Origin of the sequence: Arthrobacter sp. Bi26, from assembly GCF_918697925.1 — a bacterium.
Classification (GTDB): domain Bacteria; phylum Actinomycetota; class Actinomycetes; order Actinomycetales; family Micrococcaceae; genus Arthrobacter.
On the sequence record NZ_CAKKMF010000018.1, the window covers coordinates 1 to 19818 of the forward strand.

The following is a 19818-nucleotide window of genomic DNA, read 5'->3' on the forward strand; positions in this document are numbered from 1 at the left end:
CCCTTCCAGGGGCGGCCGCACCCGCCGGCATGCACACCACCGACCGCCCCGCTGACAGCTCGGATTCCTAAGATGCCCCTCGATATTTTCATTCCTTACTGGGGCGACCCCGGCTATATGAAGGAAACGGTCCGCAGTGTCCTGGCCCAGGAAAACGGCGATTGGCTCCTGACTGTGGTTGACGACGCCTACCCCGGAACGGAAATTTCCGAGTACATGGCCGGGATCCAGGACGCCCGTGTCCGCTACATCCGCAAGGACGTCAACGCGGGCATCACGGAGAACTACCGCACGTGTGTGGGGATGGCCAGCCAGGAAGTCATGGTCATACTGGGCTGCGACGACGTCCTGCTGCCGAACTACGTTGACGTGATTCTTGCCGCTCACCGGCGCTTCCCCGACGCAGCGATCATCCAGCCGGGGGTGCAGGTCATCGACGAACGAAGCCAGGTGGTGGCCACGCTCGCGGACTCCGTCAAGCAGAAGATCGTCCGGCCGCGCGGCCGCGGCAAGCAGCTCATCGCCGGCGAGGCCATCGCCAGCAATCTGATGCACGGGGACTGGCTGTACTGGCCCTCCCTGGCCTTCCGGACCGACAAGATCCGCGAAGTGGATTTCCGGGACGGGTTCCCGATCATCCAGGACCTCGCCCTCATCATGGACATGATCTACAAGGGCGACCAGCTGCTGATCGAGCCCACGGTGTGCTTCCAGTACCGCCGGCACTCCAACAGCGCCTCCTCAACCAAGCTCGTTGACGGTTCACGGTTCGCCGGTGAACGCGAATACTTCGCCCTGTCCGCGGCGCAGGCCGACGCGCTCGGCTGGCGCCGGGCAAAGCGCGCCGCAAATCTGAGGCTTACGTCCCGGGCGCACGCGCTCTCCCTGCTTCCGCAGGCCGTCCTGGACCGCAACTCCACAGCCGTCAGCGCACTCGTGCGCCATTCCTTCGGCAAGTAAACGCCCCGCAACGAAAGGTCCGCTGTGACTTCTTCTGAAACCTCCGCACGCCCCGGCGGAACTGTCCTTGTCACCGGCGGCGCCGGTTTCATCGGCTGCGCCATTTCCGCGTCCCTCGCTGACGCGTTCGACCGGGTCGTCGTGGTGGACAGCCTCCACCCGCAGATCCATGCCACGGGCGAGCGTCCGGCGGAGCTGGACGGGCGGGCGGAACTGATCGTCGCCGACGTCGCCGAGGCCCAGACCTGGGACACGGTCCTGGCGCAGCACTCCCCCGACGTCGTCATCCACCTGGCCGCGGAGACCGGAACGGGCCAGTCGCTTGAAGAGTCCACCCGGCACACGCACGTCAACGTGGTGGGCACGTCCCAGCTCCTGGACGGGCTCAACCGCCACGGCAAGCTCCCGCGCAGGATCGTCCTGTCCTCCAGCCGCGCCGTGTACGGTGAGGGCGCCTGGAGCGACAGCGACGGCAAGCCTTTCTACCCGGGCCAGCGCACCAGCGCCACCCTGGACCAGGCCCAGTGGGACTTCCCCGCCGCCACCCCGCTGCCGATGAAGGCCTCCGCAACGTTCCCCGCCCCCGTGAGCGTCTACGGCGCCACCAAGCTGGCCCAGGAACACGTCCTGCAGGCCTGGGCCAAGTCCTACGGCGTCGAGACCGTCATCCTGCGGCTGCAGAACGTGTACGGTCCCGGCCAGTCGCTGATCAACCCCTACACCGGCATCATGAGCCTGTTCTGCCGCATGGCGATGGGCGGAAAGTCGATTCCGCTGTACGAGGACGGCGAAGTGCGCCGCGACTTCATCCTGATCGACGACGTCGCCTCCGCGATAGTCGCCGGCGCCGTCTCCCCCACGGTCCAGGGCGAGCCCATGGACATCGGATCCGGTGAATTCCAGACCATCGGCACTGCGGCGAAACTCATCGCGGCTCACTACAACGCCCCCGAACCGCACGTCACCGGACAGTACCGGCAGGGCGACGTCCGGCACGCGTGGGCGGACATCTCGGCCGCGAAGGACGTGCTCGGGTGGACCCCGCAGTACAACCTCGCCCAGGGCATCGACCGCCTCGCCAACTGGATCGACGCCCAGCCCGACGTCCAGCCTGCCTGACCCGGACGGACCCCCAGTGCCTCAGACTGCCGCCGTCGTTTCGCTGTTTAACCCCGACGACGGCGTGCTGGCGAACGCCGCTGCCCTGCTCGCCCAGGTTGACTCCGTGGTGGTGGTCGACGACGGCAGCCCCGAGGACACCGCACGGATCCTGGCCGAACTGGAGTCCATGGGCTGCAAAGCAGTGCGGCTCACGGAGAACTCCGGAATCGCGGCCGCGCTCAACGCCGGAATCACCGCGGCCCTGGCTGCGGAGACGAAACCCGACTATGTCCTGACCATGGACCAGGATTCGCTGCTGGACGCCGGCTACGTCGACGCGCTCCTGGACGCCGCGGCGGCCGCCGCGGAAGCCGGCGTCCCCGTCGGCATGGTCGCCCCGGCCTCGGTCCGGGGCCTGCCCGTGCGCCGCGGCCCGGTCCTCAACGGCATCCAGCTCGGAGGGGAGCCCATCCAGTCAGGACTCCTGGTGCCCGTGCCGGTGCTTGAACGGCTCGGCCTCTTCCAGGGCACGCTGTTCATCGACGGCGTGGACAGCGAGTTCTTCCTCCGGTGCGAGACCCAGGGACTGCGCACCGTGCTGGCCCCGAACGCCGCGCTCAATCACGCCCTCGGCAGCCCGGCCGCAGCCAACGTCTTTGGCCGGGACGTGTCCGTCGGAGGCCGGCCGCTGAAGGTCAGGACGGCCGCCGACTGGCGCTACTACTATCTCTTCAGGAACCGGATCCTGCTCGCCCGCCAGTATGGCCGGCGCTTCCCGCTGTGGACGCTCAAGGGACTGCTGGCCGACTACCGCCACCTGGCGATTGTCACGCTGCTGGCCCCCGGCCGCGGCATTCGGCTGGCGAACGCCCTCCGCGGCGTTGCCGACGGCGTCCGTGGCGTCTCGGGACGGCGCGCGCGGCGCTAGCTGTACTGCGCCGGGAGAGTGGGACTCCGGCGTGAGACCCCGGCGGTAGCCCGCGGCGCTAACCCGCGTTCTTGGCCCGCCGCATGATCGGGCGCTCCACGAAGAACCAACTCGCCGCAGCCAGCGGGATTGTGCACAGCGTGGCCGCCACCGTGAACCACCACACGCCCCAGTGGTACGCCCCGAAGACCGCCAGCAACTGCTGGACGGGAAACGCATAGATGTAGGCGCCGTAGGAGATGTCGTGGCGGCCCACAATGGCCGGCTGGGGAAGCCAGGTGGAGATCCAGAGCAGCCCGTAGGCAATAAAGGGTGCGGCGAGCTGGCCGCCGAAGCCGTCCACGAAGAAGATCGACAGGCCAGCCAGCACGATCGAGACCGGCCCGGCCACCTTGTGGATGCCGATCTTGCTGCTGAGAACCTGCACGACGGCGCCGCCAAGGAAGTACGGGGTCAGGCGTGCGGCGAGCTCGAAATCCAGGTTCGACTGCAGGTAGGGCTTGATGACGCCGATATTGGCCCAGAGGACCACGCTGGCGATGAACGCGGCAATCACGGGCCACGGGGTCTTGCGGACCAAGGGCATGAACCCCATCACGGCGACCATCAGGTAGCACATGAACTCAAAGTAGAGCGTCCACAGTGAGCCGTTCCAGGCGCCCGGATAGGGCACGCCTGCCGGGGTGCCGGCAATGTCATAGCTGACAATCCGCAGGGACAGGTTCGCGAAGATGGAGTTCAGGGGTGTGGTGGCCGTCTGCAGGAAACCGTGCAGCGAGCCGTGTTGGATCACGTAGGCAATCGGGGCGAAGACGAACGCCATGACGATCAGGCAGACGATAAACGCCGGGAAGATGCGGGCGACGCGATGAACCAGGTACCGGCCGATCCCGCTGCCAAAGCGGCTGGCGGTAATCAGGTAACCGCTGATGCCAAAGAATCCGGCCACGGCCCAGCCGCCAAGGTTTTCACCGCGGAACCCCCAGCCGTTGCCGGCGCCGACGACGTGCCAGCTATGCGCCAGCAGGACCGAAAACGCCAGTATCAGCCGGATGAGGTTCAGGCTGTTCTTCCTCGGGTCCAGCCGGCTCCCCACTGCCGGAGCCGGCTTTGCTTTGGGTGTCAGTACAGCTGCGCTCAATCCCGGTATCCTTCGTTGCGTAGTCCAGACCCGTTACTTAGTCCAGACCCGTTATTCTACCTTGCACGGGCCCTGCACCCCCGGCGCAGGGTGCCCGGCCCAGCTGTCGCGTGCGCCCAATCCGGCTCCGAGTTTGCTGTGACCGGCTAAGGTACGGGAGGATTGGGCCCATGCGTGGAATAATTCTGGCCGGCGGTACCGGCTCCCGGCTTCACCCGATCACTCTCGGCATCAGCAAGCAGCTGGTCCCCGTGTATGACAAGCCGATGATCTACTACCCCTTGTCCACGCTGATCCTTGCGGGCATCCGGGACATCCTCATCATCACCACACCCCATGACGCGGAGCAGTTCCAGCGGCTCCTGGGCGACGGGTCCAAGTTCGGCGTCAACCTCACCTACGTCCAGCAGCCCTCGCCGGACGGCCTGGCCCAGGCGTTCGTGCTCGGTGCCGAGCACATCGGGAACGAGACCGTGGCGCTGGTCCTCGGTGACAACATCTTCTACGGCCAGGGCATGGGCACGCAGCTGCGCAAGCATGCCGACATCGACGGCGGTGCCGTGTTCGGGTACTGGGTCCGGGATCCCAAGGCCTACGGCGTCGTGGAATTCGACGACGACGGCAAGGCCCTCTCACTCGAAGAGAAGCCCGCGAAGCCGCGCAGCCACTACGCCGTGCCGGGCCTGTACTTCTATGACAATGACGTCATCGACATCGCCAAGAACCTCAAGCCCTCTGCGCGCGGTGAACTGGAGATCACCGATGTCAACCGGACCTACCTGGAGCGCGGCAAGCTGCAGGTAGAGATACTTCCGCGCGGCACGGCCTGGCTGGACACCGGAACCTTCGACGACCTCAGCGACGCCTCAAACTTCATCCGCACTGTCGAGCACCGCCAGGGCCTTAAGGTCGGCGCCCCGGAGGAAATTTCCTGGCGGCTGGGCTTCCTGACCGACGACGAACTTCGCCAGCGTGCGGAACCCTTGGTCAAGAGCGGCTACGGTGCCTATCTGCTGGGACTGCTGGACCAGACCATCTGACGTGCCCTGCTGTCCTGATGTGCCCGCCAGTGGCGGGCCGCTACTTGTCGGTGCCCGCATCAGCCCCGGGCTGAAAAGTTGAACTGGCTCCAGACGCTGCCATACGTGCTGGAGGCGATGCTTTTCCTCCTGTTGCCCGGCGGCCTGGTAACGGTCAGCCTTGGCCTGAGGGGACTGTCGGCGGCTGCCCTGGCCGGGCCGGTCACGATCTCCATTGCGGCGGTCCTGGCCGTACTCTTGCCCTTCGCGTCTATCCCGTGGACAGCCGCTGCCGTCCTGGCCGGCGGCGTTCTGCTTTCTGCCGTGATCATCGGAATCCGGCTCCCCGGGATCCGGCGCGCTGGCGGCAGCCTGCGCCACGCCTTCATTCCCTGGCACCACGCCGAGGCATCCCAGCACCCCGCGCGCCGAACAAGGAGCGCGGCCCGGGTCGCTGCGGCGTTCTTCGCGGGCGCGGCGCTGATCCTCGTTGAACTCGCCTTGGCTTTCGGTTCTCCGGAGAGTTTTTCCCAGACCTTCGACAACGTGTTCCATCTGAACGGTGTGCGGTACGTTCTGGATACGGGCAACGCCTCTTCGCTGTGGATGTCCAAGATGACCAGCGGCGACGCGGCGCCCTACTTCTATCCGGCAGCCTGGCATGGCCTCGCCGCGGCCCTCGTCCAGCTGACCGGGCTGCCGATTACGGTGGCCGTGAACGTCCTGAACATGACCGTGGCGGCAGTCGTGTGGCCGTTGGGCTGCATGATGCTGACCCGGACGGTGGCCGGCAACCGGCCCGTGGCCGTCGGCGCCGCAGCGATCCTGGCCGCAATGTTCGCGCCGTTCCCGATCCTGCTGCTGGATTTCGGCGTGCTGTATCCGAACTTCCTGGCGATCAGCATGCTGCCGGCCGCCCTGGCCAGCATTGCCCTCTTGTGCCAGGTGGCGCGCCACCTTCAGTGGCCGCCCGCGCCCCGGTTCACGCTGCCGCTGCTGATCCTTCCGGGACTTGCCCTGGCCCACCCGAACGGATTCATGTCGCTCGTGGCGCTCTCGGTGCCGATCATCCTGCAGGCCTACGCACGCCTTGCCGGCAACCGCGAACACCGGTCCCGGCACCGCACCGCCTGGATCCTCGCCAGCCTGGGGCTCGGCGTCGGGGCCGTGGCCCTGTATGTGCTGTGGACCAACATCCGGCCGCCGGAAGATGCCGCGTTCTGGGAACCCGTGCAGACGCCCCGCGGTGCTGCGTGGGATGTCCTGGCGAACGGCGCCATTGACCGCCCCGCTGCGATCGGCGTCAGCGTGCTGATGCTGATTGGCCTCTTCCTGTGCTGGCGGCGCGGCGGCAGGACGTGGATGATCGCCGGTTTTGTCATCACCGGCGTGCTGTACGTCATTGTTTCCGGCACCCTGAAGGGCGATGTGCGCGCCGCGCTGACCGGGATCTGGTACAACGACAGCAACAGGATCGCGGCGCTCCTGCCGCTGACGGCCTTGCCGTTCGCCGCCGTCGGCGTCGACGCCGTCGCCGTCTGGCTCCGCCGCTGGCTTGACCGGCTGGCAGGGTCGCCACAGAGCGCCGGCCGCGGCACCAACGCCGCTTACCTTGTCATCTGCGGCGTGCTCGCCCTGGCGGTCGCCGCGTCCCAGATCCCCTCAATGAGGACCGCGATCGGTTCGGCCCGGAAGAACTACCTCGAGACGGACCATTCGCTGCTCGTCTCAACGGACGAACAGAAGGTCATCGACCGGCTGGACGAGATCGTTCCCGCGGACGCCGCCATCGCGGTGAACCCGTGGACGGGCGGGGCGCTGGCTTATGCGATCGCCCATCGGGAGACCACGGCCAAGCACATCCTGACGGCCAACACGGCCGCCGTCGAAACACTCAACCGGAACCTCCGCAATGCGGACAACGATCCGGCGGTCTGCGCCGCGCTGAAAGCCACCGGTGTCCGCTATGTCCTGGACTTCGGCCCCAATGAAGTCCACTTCGGCGAACATCCCTTCCCGGGACTGGAGAACCTGAACAACTCGCTGGCCGTCCGGCTGGTGCTGGCAGAGGGCGGCGCCCGGCTGTACGAAGTGACGGCCTGCCGGGAGACTTGAGGACTGGGAAATGAGGACTGGGCAATGAGCGCCCCAAGCGCAGTTCCGGCTAGCTGAGCCGGGCCAGTTCGGCCAGTTTGGCTTTCACCGCTTCGGGCTCGGCCGTGTCCGCCGGGAGGGCAAGCGTCACCCTCACCACGGTCAAACCGTCCACCATCTCCACGACGTACTCCGTGGTCCCGGTCAGGCGGTTGGCGGAATACCATGCCTTGGCGCCGAGGTCCGGGACGGGCTCGGGCGACATCATCAGCCGGGGCAGCCCGAGCCCGTCCAGGCCTGCCTGGTCCGGCGCGGTGGTCTTCGACACGATCAGCGCATTCCCCAGGTCCGCGGCCTGCCCGGCAGCGACGGGGGCCAGGGCAAACGTGCAGGCGAGCTCGGCCACGCCGTCCTTCGACGACGCCTGAACGTCGGCCGGCTGAACGTTCCCGGCCACGGCACCCAGCACCCGACGGATGTCCGTCAGCGCCGGCTGCGCGCACTCGGCCCCCGGGGCCGGCACCACCGTACGGCCGTCGTGGGTCAGCGGTTCGTTTCCGGGGGCGACGCCGGACGTCCCCGTCGGCGTCGGGGCCGACGGGGCCGGCGTCGTACCCGCGGCTGAAGGCCCCGGCCCGGGCGCCGGGGCTGCAGTGCAGGCGCCCAGGGCCAGGCTCGCCGCGAGGGCGAGCAGGCCGCAGTAGCGCACCGGACGCCGGCGGCCCGGAGCGCCCTGCCGGGCAGGGACCTCATGTAGAGGGACTGGGTTGGCTGAACTAATGCCGGCGGAGCTAATTGAAGATGTCATACGCGACCCCCATGACAAACCGGTCGCCGGGATGCGCCGTCCTCAGATACTGCAGGAGGTCGCCGTCGTTGAGCGAAATACAGCCCCAGGTGGGGAGGTTGTTGCCGTGGAGGAAAATCGCGAAACCCGCATTCATGGTGATGGGCGCATCCGGTGGCCGGTTGTAATTGATGACGACTCCCTGGCGGTAGTCATGCGACGGTCGGGTCGCGAAGTACCACATGTTCTCGTCCGGGAAGACGTCCGAGCTCGATTCGAAGTACTTATTGTAGTTCCCGTTGAGCCGGCCGCCCCAGCGCGAATAGGGATTGAGGGTCCGGTAGGAAAGGGCCGTTCCGGGGTTGCCCAGGCCGAAGGCCTGGGTGACGGTGAACGATCCCGTCGGGGAGAACATCTGCCAGGTGGGTCCTGTCGCGACGCCAGGCGCGGCGAAGCCGGACTCGCCGGCATGGCCCAGCGCGCCCCACTCCTTCGCGTAGCTTCCGTCCGGCTGCCGGACGCACGTGATGAAGGTGATCCGGGTGGACCGGTAGGTGTCAGCGATCGCGAAGGACACGCGTGAGGCTCCGCCTGTGCGGTACTTCACGGCCCCGGAACTGATGGCCGGGCAGTACGCGGCCGGGGTCAGCCGGTAGCGGACCCCAGTTCCGGGAATCCATTCGAGCCGGCCGTATTGGAAAGACTGGCTGCAGTAACCGCTCCGGTTGCAGGCCTCGGCCGTGACGGGATATCCGAGGGCGCCGGCCTGGGCCTTGCGGGCCGTATAGAACTGTCCGAGACCTCCCCACACCGCCTGGGTGCCGGCACCGGCCGCGTAGTAGATCCGTCCGCGCTGGAAGGCCTGGGAGCAGCCGCCGCCACGGAGTCCGCATTTTTCCTGGCCCGTCGGGTAGCCCAGGTAGCCGCGGCTGCCGCCAAGGGCGAGGTAGCGGGCATTGATGGCGCCCCACACCGGGAAGGTACCGGCGCCGGGAGCGAAGTACACAGCGCCGCGTTGGAAGCGCTGCGTGCAAGCCCCGCCGGTCAGCCCGCACGTCTCGACCGCTATCGGGTAGCCCAGGTACCCCTCGAGGCCGCCGAGGGATTCATAGGTGGCGTTGATGGCACCCCAGACAGGGTAGGTTCCCTTCCCGGTCACGCTGTACAGGCTGCCGTGTTGGAACGCCTGCTGGCAGACTACAGGCGCCCCGCCACAGCGGGCAGCCCCGAGCGGGTAGGCGAGATGGCCCGTGACACCGCCGGCCTTGAGCCAGGCATTTTCGATGCCCGCGGACAGCAGGCGGGCGCCGGTGGCTTCGCTCCAGACAATCGTTCCGTGTGCGAAGCTCTGCTGGCAGCCGCCGCCGGCAAGCCCGCACTTCTGCCCTGCCGTGGCCGGGCCCACGGGGCCCGTGGCGCCGCCGAGGCGTTCGTATTCGACGCCGATGGCGCCGGGGACGCGGATGGCCGCCTCCGCCGCGGCCGGTGTCGGTGCCGCGGTCGCTGCCTTTGCTGTGGGTCCGGCTGCCGTAGCAGCTCCGGACGTCGGCGACGCAGTCGTTTTCGGCGTGGGCGTGGGCGTGGGCGCTGGTGTCGGTTTCGCCGAAGCCGTGGCCGAAGGTGTCGGTTTCGCCGAAGCGGCGGTGCCGGGCGCGGCCGCGGCCGTGGCCGCGGCCGGCGACGGGCTCGACGGGCCCGGTTGGCTCGTTGCCGGCCGGGACAACTGCTGGGCCGGTTGAGGTGCCGGGGAGCTATCCGCGGCGGCTCCCTGGGCGAGGCTTGCCGCCACGATTCCGGTGGCGGCCGCGATCGCCACGGCCCTTGTCATTGTCCGCAGCCGGCCGGGCCACGAGGGCCTCCGCCGCCGGTCTCGCCGCTCCCTGGACCCCACAGCTGTCATTTTTGCTCCCCGCATCCCCCGGTACGGGGCTGAGCCCCCGTTTCGGGCCCATCCTAACGGACGGCCGGGCCGGGAGCCGGCCGGGCACGCCGCTAGAGGGCGGGCCGCTGCAGGGCGGGCCGTTACAGAGCGAGGGACCTGCGCCGGAGCTCGTTGACGACGTCGTGCACTTCGCCGTCCATAACAATCTTGCCGTGTTCGAGCAGGACGCCGCGCTCACACACGGTGGCCACCAGGTCCAGGTCATGACTCACGACAAACAGGGTCTTCCCCATCTCGGAGAGCTCCTTGATCTTCGCGATGCACTTGCGCTGGAAGGGCTCGTCGCCCACCGCGAGGATCTCGTCGATCAGGAAGACCTCGGGGTCCGTATGCACGGCGATGGAAAACGCCAGGCGCAGGTACATGCCGGAGGAATAGAACTTCACCTCGGTGTCGATGAACTCACCGATTTCGGAGAATTCCACGATCGAGTCGAACTTCTCGTCGATCTGCTTTTCGGTCATGCCGAGGATGGCGCCGTTGAGGTAGACGTTGTCCCGGCCGCTGAGGTCATGGTGGAAGCCTGCGCCCACTTCGATCAGCCCGGCGACGCGGCCGCGCGTGCGCACCGTGCCGCCGTCGGGCTGCAGGACCCCGGAAATGAGCTTCAGGAGCGTCGATTTTCCGGAACCGTTGAGCCCCATGAGTGCAACCGTTTCGCCCTGTTTAACCTCAAGCGAGACATCCTTCAGGGCCAGGAACTTCTTCGAGAGGTCGCCCTTGCGTCCCTTCACGAGCCAGACGAGGGCTTCCTTCAGGGAACGGGTGTGGCGGAGTACGAACTGCTTCCGGATATCGGTGCAGATGATGGCGACGTGGCCGTGCGCGGTCATGTCAGAGCTCCTGTGCGAAGTGAACGGCAAGCCGGCGGAACGTCCACTGCCCGAGGAAAAGCACGGCCAGCGTGATCAGCAGGGCGACGGGCAGCCAGAATGTCAGCATGCCCGGCGGCGAGGCGTCGTTGACCAGCTGGTCCGCCTTGAGTGTCGGTTCCCAGAAGGCCCAGTGGAAGACCTCGACGGCGACCGTCATCGGGTTCAGCTGGTAGATCCAGAACCAATCGCCCATCACCTTTTGGACCATTGACCAGAGGTAGAGAACCGGGGAAGCCCACGTGACCACCATGACGATCATGTCCACGATATTTTCGGAGTCCCGGAAATAGACGTTGACGGCGCCGAACAGCAGGCCAAGGCCCGTGCCCAGCACTGCCACCATGACGAAGATCAGGACCACCGCGGCGAGCTGCAGCAGCGTCGGGGCCCACCCCACCACCAGGCACGCGCCGACCAGCACCAGCAGCTGGGGCAGGAAGTGCGCTGCCGACACCCACACGGTGGCCACCGGGAACAGTTCCCGGGGCAGGTAGATCTTCCGGATCAGGTCACGGTTGTCCACGATCGAGCGGGTGGCGTTGGACAGCGATTCCGTGAAGAAGTTGACCAGTACAATGCCGGAGAACAGGTAGATCGCATAGTTCGGCGTTCCCCGCTGCAGGTTCAGGAAGATGCCCAGCGCCACGAAGTAGATCAGGAACTGCACGAGCGGCTTCACGTAGGACCACAGCAGGCCCAGCACCGAGCCGCGGTAGCGCACCTTGATTTCCTTGCGCACCAGCAGCTTCAGCAGGAAGCGGTCGCCGTAGACGTCCAGCAGCCCGTGCCCGGTTCCGGGCTTGATCAGCTGGTCGGTTTGACCAGCCATCTACCTGCCGTCCTCGGAATTCGCCTCGAACGTCTTCTTCCACGCGTCGATCGAGCTGATCTCGGCCACCGCGCGGCGGTACTGTTCAGCAAGGCTGTCCCATTCCCGGAACAGCTTCGCGTGCAGCATGGTCGCCTCGGTCAGCATCGCCTTCAGCTTCTTCGGGTCGCGCTGGTACCACGAGGCACCGGTGCCCTCCGCGTTGGAGACCACAACGCTGTCGTAGTGCGCCACCCGGTACCACCGGTTGTCCCGGTGGGCCAGGTAGCCTTGGGGCCGTTCGGCGCTTTCCGGTCCCGGCGCCTTGATGAGCTGGCGCGCAACGGTCTTGATGCCCCACGGAATGAGCTGCTTCTTGCTGGGCAGCCCCACAACGGTCCCGCCCATCGGACCGCGGCCGATCTTTGGCGCCGGGAAGTCATCGACGTCTTCCTTCAGCTGGGCGTCCGGGTACTGTGCCTTCAGCGCGTTGATTTCCGGCAGCTTGGTGCCGAGCACCTTGTGGAGGTCGTCTGGTCCGTTCAAGAGGTCGCGCAGCGCGTCGATCCGGCCGTGTTCGGTGAAGTACTGCATCGAGACGAGGTGCTTGACGTCGGACTGGAAAGATTCGCGCAGCACGCGGCCGCCCTTGGGGTACGGGCTGTGGATCAGCGTCGTGATCAGCCGGTTGCGTGCGTGGAAGTAGGCCTGCCAGCCGACGAGGTCGTCCTTGTCGATCCAGGACACGTGCCAGACGGCGGCACCCGGCATTGAGACCGTGGCAAAGCCGGCTTCCCGGGCGCGCAGCCCGTATTCGGCGTCGTCCCATTTGATGAACAGCGGCAGGGACAGCCCGATTTCCTGGATCACCTTCGTGGGGATCAGGCACATCCACCAGCCGTTGTAGTCAACGTCCACGCGGCGGTGCAGCCACGGCGTCTGGCGCAGGTTCGCGACGCTGAAATCGTGCCGCGTTTCCATGTCGGCGTGGGGCAGGGCCGGGACGATCCGGTACGGGTCCACGACCTCGCCGAAGGTGTGCAGGACGCTGCGGTTGTAGAGGTCGAACATGTGGCCGCCGACAATTGTCGGCTTCCGGCAGTGGTCGGCGAACGTCAGGAGCCGCACGATGCTTTCGGGTTCGACGACGATGTCGTCGTCGAGCAGCAGGGCGTAGTCGCTGCCGTTTTCGACAGCCTCGAACATGCCGCGCGCGAAGCCTCCGGAGCCGCCCAGGTTTGCCTGGTTGATGACCCGGAGCTTGCCGCCGAGGGCGTCCCGGACGGCGGCGAAGCCCTCCTGGTCCTCGACCTTCTGCGTGCCCTGGTCCACGATCAGGATTTCCTTGACGTTTTCAAGGACGTCCGGGTTATCGGCCAGGATCCGGGCGTTGTTCAGGCAGAAGTCGGGCTTGTTCATGGTGGTGATTTCGAGGGTCACCTGGCCCTTGGCCGCGGGACCGCCCGTGGCCTCCCACGCACCGTTGTTCAGGACCAGGTCCCCGGTGCTGGCGGCCAGGTCAAACCAGTACCAGCCGCCGTCGCCGAAGGGCTTGAGCGAGAGTTCGAACGTGGAGGTGGCGTCGCCGTCGACGTGCTTGCCGTCGACGCGCTGGACCGATCCGCGGGCGTTCGACTTGTAGACCGTGACCGTTCCCGGACCGCTGGTCTCCACGACCAGGCGGACGTCCCGAACCGAGGTCCACCGGCGCCAGTAACTCGCCGGGAAGGCGTTGAAGTAGGTGCCGAACGAGAGCTGTTCGCCGGAGCGCACCCGCATGGAGTGCCTTCCGAGGAGGTCCTCGAAGTGCGCTACCCGGCTCTCGGAGCTGAACATCTGCAGCTTGTCCTCGAGCAGTTTCGGGGTGCGGGCGAATTCGTCGTTCTCCCGGAGCCGGATGCCGCTGGCTGTGCCAGCGTCAACGTAGAGGGGTACGGTGTCGGTCTGGTCGGTCGATGGCAGGATGACCCGCTGAATCGGGTTCCAGCCGGGTGTCGTTTCAGCGGCGCTCATGCGTCCACTCCTCCGCTTTCAATCGTGGCGCCGGCCTCGAAATGCGGCCGGATCTTGTTCTCGAACATGGTCAGGGCAGAGCCGATGGCCATGTGCATGTCCAGGTATTTGTACGTGCCGAGTCGTCCGCCGAAGAGGACATCCTTCTCGGCTGCCGCGAGGTCCCGGTACTTGAGCAGGCGATCCCGGTCCGCGGCGGTATTAATCGGGTAATAGGGCTCGTCGCCCTTCTCCGCCGCACGGGAGAATTCGCGCATGATGACGGTCTTCTCCGTCTGGTAGTCGCGTTCCGGGTGGAAGTGGCGCGGTTCGATGATGCGCGTGAACGGCACGTCGTCGTCGTTGTAGTTGATCACTGAGGTGCCCTGGAAATCGCCGACGTCGAGGACTTCTTCCTCGAAGTCGATGGTTCGCCAGGAGAGATCGCCTTCGGCGTAGTCGAAGTACCGGTCAACGGGCCCCGTGTAGATGACCGGGATGTTGCCGACCACCTTGTTTTTGCTGTACTCATGCGACTCGTCGAAGAAGTCCGTGTTCAGCCGGACCTCGATGTTCGGGTGCTCGGCCATCTTCTCGATCCAGGCCGTGTAGCCGTTGGTCGGCAGGCCCTCGTACTTGTCGTTGAAGTACCGGTTGTCATAGTTGTAACGGACAGGAAGGCGCGAAATGATGCCCGCGGGCAGGTCCTTGGGATCCGTCTGCCACTGCTTGCCGGTGTAGTGCTTGATGAACGCCTCGTAGAGCGGCCGTCCGATGAGCTGGATGCCCTTGTCGTTCAGGTTCTGCGGATCGGTGCCTGCCAGTTCGCCGGACTGTTCCTTGATCAGTTCCTGCGCCTGGCCGGGGGTGAGGTTGGCCCGGAAGAACTGGTTGATCGTGGCCAGGTTGATGGGCAGGGAGTAGACCTCGCCCTTGTGCACGCCGTACACCTTGTGGACGTAGTTCGTAAACGTGGTGAAGCGGTTCACGTACTCCCACACACGGTCGTTGGAAGTGTGGAAAAGGTGCGCACCGTAGCGGTGCACCTCGATGCCGGTCTGCTCTTCCTTTTCGCTGTAGGCATTGCCGCCGATGTGGTGGCGGCGGTCGATGACGACTACCTTCAAGCCCAGCTCCGTGGCGGCCTGTTCTGCGATTGTCAGGCCAAAGAAGCCCGACCCTACGATGACGAGGTCAGCGGTCACAAACTCTCCTGATTCGAATGCGGGCAGCCCAATGTTGCGCATTGTCTGCTGCACTAGCCTACCCGAGGCTCCATTGCAGTCGGCGCCCGGCCCCCGCCGCGCGGCCCGCGTCCGGCCCGTGTCCGGAGCTCGTACGGAGCGCGCTCGGAGCCGGCCGGGGCGCGTACGGGGCGCGCTCGGAGCCGTCTGGCCCGTCGCCGGGCTGCCCCCGTTTATCCACATGGCCTAATTTCCGGCGCGCAGCCGGGCCGAGGCATCCCTAACGTGGAACCCGGGCCGCCACGCAGGAAAGGATGCCCCGGATGATCTTCCACTGCACTCTCGCACCTTGCACCCTCATGGCAGGTTCGACGCCGGACGGGCAGCTCATTGAGCTGTCCGTCGAGGTCCCGGAGCCCTGCCCGGGCGCGGACCTGGAGGCCGCCATCGCCCGGCGCTACGGGACCGGCGGGCTGTCCGTCCGGGGAGCCCCGGTCACCGCTCTGACGGTTGGCGTGCCTCCCCTGGTCCAAGGTGCCGTATTGGTTGACGGTGCGTTGGCCGACGGTGCAGGGGTCGTTAATACGTCGGGCGCAGCATCCCGCCCCGGACCCGGCCACCCCGAAACAGCCACTTTGCTGCTCGCAGTGGACAGCGGTCCCGGCGCGGGCACGCTTGTCGCGCTGCGCCGGGGCCAGCTCCGGATCGGACGCAGCGGTACCGAGATCGTGATCCCGGATGCCGCACTTTCCCGGGAGCACGCGCGCCTGGACGTCTCGGACTCGGACGTCACGATCGTGGACCTCGGCAGTGCGAACGGAACCAGCGTCGACGGCCGGAAAGTGCGAATGGCCCCGGTGACCACGGCGTCCGCGATCCGCTGCGGCGACTCCACCATCTCGCTCCGGCTCGGCCCGCCGGTGGTGCCCAATGCTGCCGCGGACTCCGTGACGGCGCTTGCGGGCTCCAGCGTTGCCGCGCCGCTGGTCGTCCGGGGCAACGCCGCCCCCGGCCACCGGGCCGCCGTGGCGTTGACGGCGGTGCTGCCGCTCCTGGTCGGCATCGGTCTGGCGCTTCTCACCGGCATGTGGATGTTCCTGGCCTTCACCGCAGTCTCAGGCGTATCCGTCCTCGTCCCGTTCCTGTCGGGCCGCCGCCAGCGCCGCGAGCTCAACGCAGCTGTGGCGGAGGCCGCCCTGCAGGACAGGGAACGACGCCGGCGTGCGGCTCCTTCCGCGGCGGACCTGGTCATCGGTTGCGTGGCCGGGGCACCCCCGGCTGCCTGTGCACCTCACGGGGAGCCAGCGGACGTCTGCCTGCGGCTCGGGCTGGCGGATCAGGCGGCGAACATCCGGCTGGAACCACCCGACTCCGGCTTCCGGCCGCCGCCGCTCGGCCAGGTGCCCCTGACCTTGGACCCGCCGCCGGCGGTGGTGACCATCCACGGCCCGGCGCCGGCCGTGGCCGGGCTGGTGCGCTCGTTCATCCTGCAGCTGGCTGCCTATCCCCTCGGCGGCAGCACCCGCCTGGTGCTGCATGGCCCGGCGGACACGGTGCCGTTGTCAGCGCGTTTCCTGCCCCGGGTCACGTTGTCCGCAAATGACGCCACCACCGCGACCCTGTTGGCTGCCGGTCCCGGCGGATTGAATGGCGGTCCGGGCGAGGGATTCGACCGCGGAGTCCTCATCCTTTGGGACACTCCCGGCCAGTCAGGGGCCTCGCCCGGGCCGGACAACGCTGATGCCGGGCCGGCGTTCCGGACCCTGGCCGCGGCACACGGGTGGAGCGTGATCGAGTGCTCGCCGGAGCAGGGTCCCGCAGAACACCCCGGCATTGTCCTCGGCCGGCGCAGCACCCTCATCACCGCCGGGGCCCCGCCCCAGGACTTCGTCCCGGATCTGGTCCCGGCGGTGGTCTTTGACCGCTTTTGCCGAGGCATCAATGCCACACGGCGCACTCCGAAGGCTCCCCCGCCGTCCATCCCACGGCACTGCAGCCTGGCCGATGTCCTTCCCCTCGCGGCGCCGGACATCTCCCGGCGGTGGTCCCGGACCGGCGCCGAGTCCGGACTGGGCACAGCGGTCGGCACGGGGAGCCAGGGGACCCTGCAGATCGACCTGAAGGCGGACGGTCCGCACTTCCTGGTTGCAGGGACCACCGGTTCCGGGAAGTCGGAGTTTTTGCGGACTCTTGCCGCCGGCCTCGCGGCTGGCCATCCGCCGGACCGGGTCAACCTGCTCTTCATCGATTTCAAGGGCGGCTCGGGCCTGGGCCCGCTGACCGGGCTCCCGCACTGCGTGGGCATGCTGACGGATCTGGGCGCTGCGCAGGTGGAGCGGACGCTCGTTTCATTGCGGGCAGAGGTCCGGCGGAGGGAGGAACTGCTCGCCCGGGTGAATGCCCCGGATCTCGCGGCTTATGAGTCGTCGCCGGCGGCAGGCCCGCAAGTCCCCTATCTGGTCATCGTCGTGGACGAGTTCAGGATCCTCGTGGACGAAGTGCCCGGCGCCCTCTCAGAGCTCATGCGGATTGCCGCCATCGGCCGGTCACTGGGAATCCATCTCATCATGGCCACGCAGCGCCCGCAGGGAGCCCTGAACGCCGATATCAGGGCCAACGTCACCACCCGCATCGCCCTCCGCGTCCAGTCCGGCCCCGAATCGTTCGACATCATGGGCTCCGGGCAGGCGGCCGCCATCCCCATCGCACGTCCCGGGCGCGCGTTCCTGATCCGCGGCGCACAAGCCCCGGAGGAGTTCCAGACGGCCACCCTGACGCCCCGGACCGCCGTGCGGTCAGACGGAGCGGTCACGGTGCGCACGGTCACGGACCATCTCACGGGGCCGCCGGCAGTAGCCGATCGCCTGACCGGCGGCTCCTGCAACGATGAAGCCCACGACAGCGGCGCGGCCCTGACGCCGGCACACGGGGCGGCGCCGCTCATCGACGCCGCCGTGGGCCTGTGGCAGGAACTCGGCGGCCGGCCGCCCCGCCGGCCGGTGGCAGATCCCCTGCCGGCCCTGCTGCCGGATCCGGGTCCCGGGCCCTCCGACCGGGACACGGTCCGGCTGGGGCTGGTGGACCTGCCGGAACTCCAACGCGTCAAGGAGCTGGGCTGGAGTCCTGCCGGGCACGGGCATCTGGGCCTTGTCGGCGCTGAAGCCGGCGCCAGCGACGCCGCCCTGGCCCTCGCTGTCGATCAGCTCCTGGCCGGCCGTGTGGAGTCGCACCTCTACATTCTCGACGCCGCCGGTGTTTTCAACGCCGCCGCGACGGCGCCCCGGGTCGGCGCGGTGGCCGGCCTGCATGAATTGCGCCGGGCCGCCAGGGTGCTGAGGCGGGTGGCCGAAGAAGTCACGTCACGGCTGAGTGCGCCCGCGGCCTGGTCGCGGACCCGGCTGGTCCTGGTGCTCAGTGGCTGGGGCGCCTGGGTTTCGGCTTTTCGTTCCGGACCGCAGGCATGGGCCGAAGAACTCGTTCATGACATTGTGCGGGACGGCCCCCGGGCAGGGATAACGGTCATCGTCTCTGGCGAGCGCGAGCTGGTGACCGCCAGGTTTTTCGGGGGCCTGCCCAACCGGATCTTCTTTCCCGCAGGCTCTACCGACGAGGGCCGCCTTGCGTGGCCCCGGCTTCCGGCGTTGGAGCCGGTCCCCGGCCGCGTGGCCGTGTTCGGTGTTTTTGTGCCGGCCCCTCTGGCGACCGGGCACGCGGCCCAACTGTTCGAACCGACGGCCGCGGGCGGGCAGTGCCCCATAGGCGGAGCCGTCACGACGAGGCCCTTCCGGGTGGACGCGTTGCCTGTGTTCGTGAGAGTGGACGAGGTGCTGGCCCACTGCGGCACCCCCGGGCCAGGGCAACGGATTCCGCCGCCCGCTGGCTTGCCCGCAGCCATGCCTGGCGCCGCGCACTCCCCCGTCCCAGCGGCGGCACTGCTGCTCGGGCTCGGCGGAGACGAACTCCGGCCGCACGGGATTCGGCTACCGGCAGGCAGCGTCCTCGCGGTCCTCGGCGGCCCGGGTTCCGGAAAAAGCACGCTGCTGGCCGCGCTCCCGGGAATGAACCCGACGTGCACCTGGCTCGCGCCCCGGCCGGGGTCCGAACCCGGCCAGTACTGGTCCCGGCTCCGCGCCAGCGCACTCGCGGGCACCCTGGACCGGACAGCGATTGCGCTCGCAGACGACGCCGACCTGCTGGCACACGAAGCCAACAGCGCCCTGGCGGCCCTGAACAGTCTGGGCTGGAGGGTGATCCTCACGGCAGGATTCGGCCCGGGCTTTGGGCAACGGGTGGATCTCGCTGCCGTCGCGCGCAGCCAGGGACGGGCGGTCCTGATTCGCCCGCGGGGGCTCCTGGACGGCGAGCCGTTCGGGGTCCGGATCGAACCAGAGCACAGTCCTCCGCCGGGACGCGCCGTCGTCATTTCCGACGGCCAAGCTACGCCGGTCCAGCTGGCTGCCCCGTGCTCTCCTGTTCAGCTGGGGGCTGCCCTCCCGCTGGCTCCGATCCGGCCTGCCGGCGGACCGGACCGGGTCTCCCCCGGGCAGGTCCGGCTCTCCCCCGGGCAGCACGCCGCGCGGGACGGCCCGTTACAGGGCGGGCGGGGCCCCTGCTGCCCGTGACGCGAACGCTATGACCCGCTTGTCGAACAGGAGCACGATCGCCGTCACGGCGGGGATCAGCATGGCCAGTCCGGCCAGCGGATAGCCTCCGGTCAGCGTCGGGAAGCCAATGGTCAGCACGAAGAGCTGGGCCACCAGGGCACCTGCCCGCGGCCAACGGAAGCCCCGCAGCAGGAAGCGTGCCACGGCAAAGAGCCATGCGGAGAACGCCAGCAGCAGGCACAGCGTGAAGACGGCACCCCAGAAGGAAAGCACCGGGGCTCCGGTCAGGAGTTGGGTCCCGTACCAGCCGCCGGCCACGAGCAGCGCCAAGGCCTCCAGCGCGACGACGACGGCGATGACAACAATTCCTCTTGGCCGCACAG

At 67.8% G+C, this 19818-nt stretch carries 14 protein-coding genes; 6 read left to right on the forward strand and 8 right to left on the reverse strand.

Going from position 1 to position 19818, the window contains the following annotated elements; genetic code table 11:
- Window positions 1-72: 72 nt before the first annotated feature.
- Genes LQV16_RS06770 through LQV16_RS06780 form a run of 3 tightly spaced genes read left to right on the forward strand, consistent with a single transcriptional unit; the run spans window position 73 to window position 2989 of the window.
- Window positions 73-960 carry a glycosyltransferase gene (locus LQV16_RS06770; RefSeq protein ID WP_229993144.1) on the forward strand — a complete coding sequence of 296 codons (888 nt, stop codon included), beginning with the start codon at window positions 73-75 and terminating at the stop codon, window positions 958-960.
- A 24-nt stretch (window positions 961-984) separates the two neighbouring features.
- Window positions 985-2079, forward strand: coding sequence for an NAD-dependent epimerase/dehydratase family protein (locus LQV16_RS06775; RefSeq protein WP_229993145.1), 1095 nt, complete (start codon window positions 985-987; stop codon window positions 2077-2079).
- Between the two features lie 16 nt (window positions 2080-2095).
- Window positions 2096-2989: a glycosyltransferase gene (locus tag LQV16_RS06780; RefSeq protein ID WP_229993146.1), complete on the forward strand. Its 894-nt coding sequence runs from the start codon at window positions 2096-2098 to the stop codon at window positions 2987-2989.
- Between the two features lie 58 nt (window positions 2990-3047).
- Here the strand turns inward: LQV16_RS06780 and LQV16_RS06785 are convergent, their stop codons facing one another.
- Window positions 3048-4130 carry an acyltransferase gene (locus LQV16_RS06785; RefSeq protein WP_229993147.1) on the reverse strand — a complete coding sequence of 361 codons (1083 nt, stop codon included), beginning with the start codon at window positions 4128-4130 and terminating at the stop codon, window positions 3048-3050.
- Between the two features lie 170 nt (window positions 4131-4300).
- Between LQV16_RS06785 and rfbA the strand changes: the two genes are divergently transcribed.
- Both rfbA and LQV16_RS06795 read left to right on the forward strand, forming a co-directional pair.
- Window positions 4301-5170: a glucose-1-phosphate thymidylyltransferase RfbA gene (rfbA, locus tag LQV16_RS06790; protein ID WP_229993148.1), complete on the forward strand. Its 870-nt coding sequence runs from the start codon at window positions 4301-4303 to the stop codon at window positions 5168-5170.
- A 78-nt stretch (window positions 5171-5248) separates the two neighbouring features.
- Window positions 5249-7264 (forward strand): DUF6541 family protein, encoded by a 2016-nt coding sequence (locus tag LQV16_RS06795; protein ID WP_229993149.1) that lies wholly within the window; start codon window positions 5249-5251, stop codon window positions 7262-7264.
- Between the two features lie 49 nt (window positions 7265-7313).
- Here LQV16_RS06795 and LQV16_RS06800 read toward each other — a convergent pair whose 3' ends face one another.
- The 6 genes from LQV16_RS06800 to glf form a co-directional block, all read right to left on the reverse strand.
- Window positions 7314-8051: a hypothetical protein gene (locus LQV16_RS06800; protein WP_229993150.1), complete on the reverse strand. Its 738-nt coding sequence runs from the start codon at window positions 8049-8051 to the stop codon at window positions 7314-7316.
- Window positions 8035-9846 carry a L,D-transpeptidase family protein gene (locus LQV16_RS06805; protein WP_229993151.1) on the reverse strand — a complete coding sequence of 604 codons (1812 nt, stop codon included), beginning with the start codon at window positions 9844-9846 and terminating at the stop codon, window positions 8035-8037. Before LQV16_RS06805 ends, LQV16_RS06800 begins: the two co-directional genes overlap by 17 nt.
- A gap of 206 nt (window positions 9847-10052) precedes the next feature.
- Complete coding sequence (locus LQV16_RS06810) at window positions 10053-10805, reverse strand: ABC transporter ATP-binding protein (protein WP_229993152.1); 753 nt, start codon at window positions 10803-10805, stop codon at window positions 10053-10055.
- Between the two features lies 1 nt (window position 10806).
- Window positions 10807-11676: an ABC transporter permease gene (locus LQV16_RS06815; protein ID WP_229993153.1), complete on the reverse strand. Its 870-nt coding sequence runs from the start codon at window positions 11674-11676 to the stop codon at window positions 10807-10809.
- Entirely contained in the window at window positions 11677-13668 is a 1992-nt protein-coding gene (locus LQV16_RS06820; protein ID WP_229993154.1) for a glycosyltransferase, read from the reverse strand.
- Window positions 13665-14852, reverse strand: coding sequence for a UDP-galactopyranose mutase (glf, locus tag LQV16_RS06825; protein ID WP_229993155.1), 1188 nt, complete (start codon window positions 14850-14852; stop codon window positions 13665-13667). The genes LQV16_RS06820 and glf overlap by 4 nt, the downstream gene beginning before the upstream one ends.
- Before the next feature lie 302 nt (window positions 14853-15154).
- Between glf and LQV16_RS06830 the strand changes: the two genes are divergently transcribed.
- Entirely contained in the window at window positions 15155-19453 is a 4299-nt protein-coding gene (locus LQV16_RS06830; RefSeq protein ID WP_229993156.1) for an FtsK/SpoIIIE domain-containing protein, read from the forward strand.
- Here the strand turns inward: LQV16_RS06830 and LQV16_RS06835 are convergent.
- Window positions 19421-19816 carry a hypothetical protein gene (locus LQV16_RS06835; RefSeq protein ID WP_229993157.1) on the reverse strand — a complete coding sequence of 132 codons (396 nt, stop codon included), beginning with the start codon at window positions 19814-19816 and terminating at the stop codon, window positions 19421-19423. The two genes, LQV16_RS06830 and LQV16_RS06835, sit on opposite strands and share 33 nt — an antisense overlap.
- Between the last annotated feature and the right edge of the window lie 2 nt (window positions 19817-19818).

Bases quoted from the DNA above. Each gene is read 5' to 3' on its own strand.
- LQV16_RS06770 (WP_229993144.1), top strand. From the start codon at position 73: ATGCCCCTCGATATTTTCATTCCTTACTGGGGCGACCCCGGCTATATG.
- rfbA (WP_229993148.1), top strand. From the start codon at position 4,301: ATGCGTGGAATAATTCTGGCCGGCGGTACCGGCTCCCGGCTTCACCCG.
- LQV16_RS06800 (WP_229993150.1), bottom strand. From the start codon at position 8,051: ATGACATCTTCAATTAGCTCCGCCGGCATTAGTTCAGCCAACCCAGTC.
- LQV16_RS06810 (WP_229993152.1), bottom strand. From the start codon at position 10,805: ATGACCGCGCACGGCCACGTCGCCATCATCTGCACCGATATCCGGAAG.
- LQV16_RS06815 (WP_229993153.1), bottom strand. From the start codon at position 11,676: ATGGCTGGTCAAACCGACCAGCTGATCAAGCCCGGAACCGGGCACGGG.
- LQV16_RS06820 (WP_229993154.1), bottom strand. From the start codon at position 13,668: ATGAGCGCCGCTGAAACGACACCCGGCTGGAACCCGATTCAGCGGGTC.
- LQV16_RS06830 (WP_229993156.1), top strand. From the start codon at position 15,155: ATGATCTTCCACTGCACTCTCGCACCTTGCACCCTCATGGCAGGTTCG.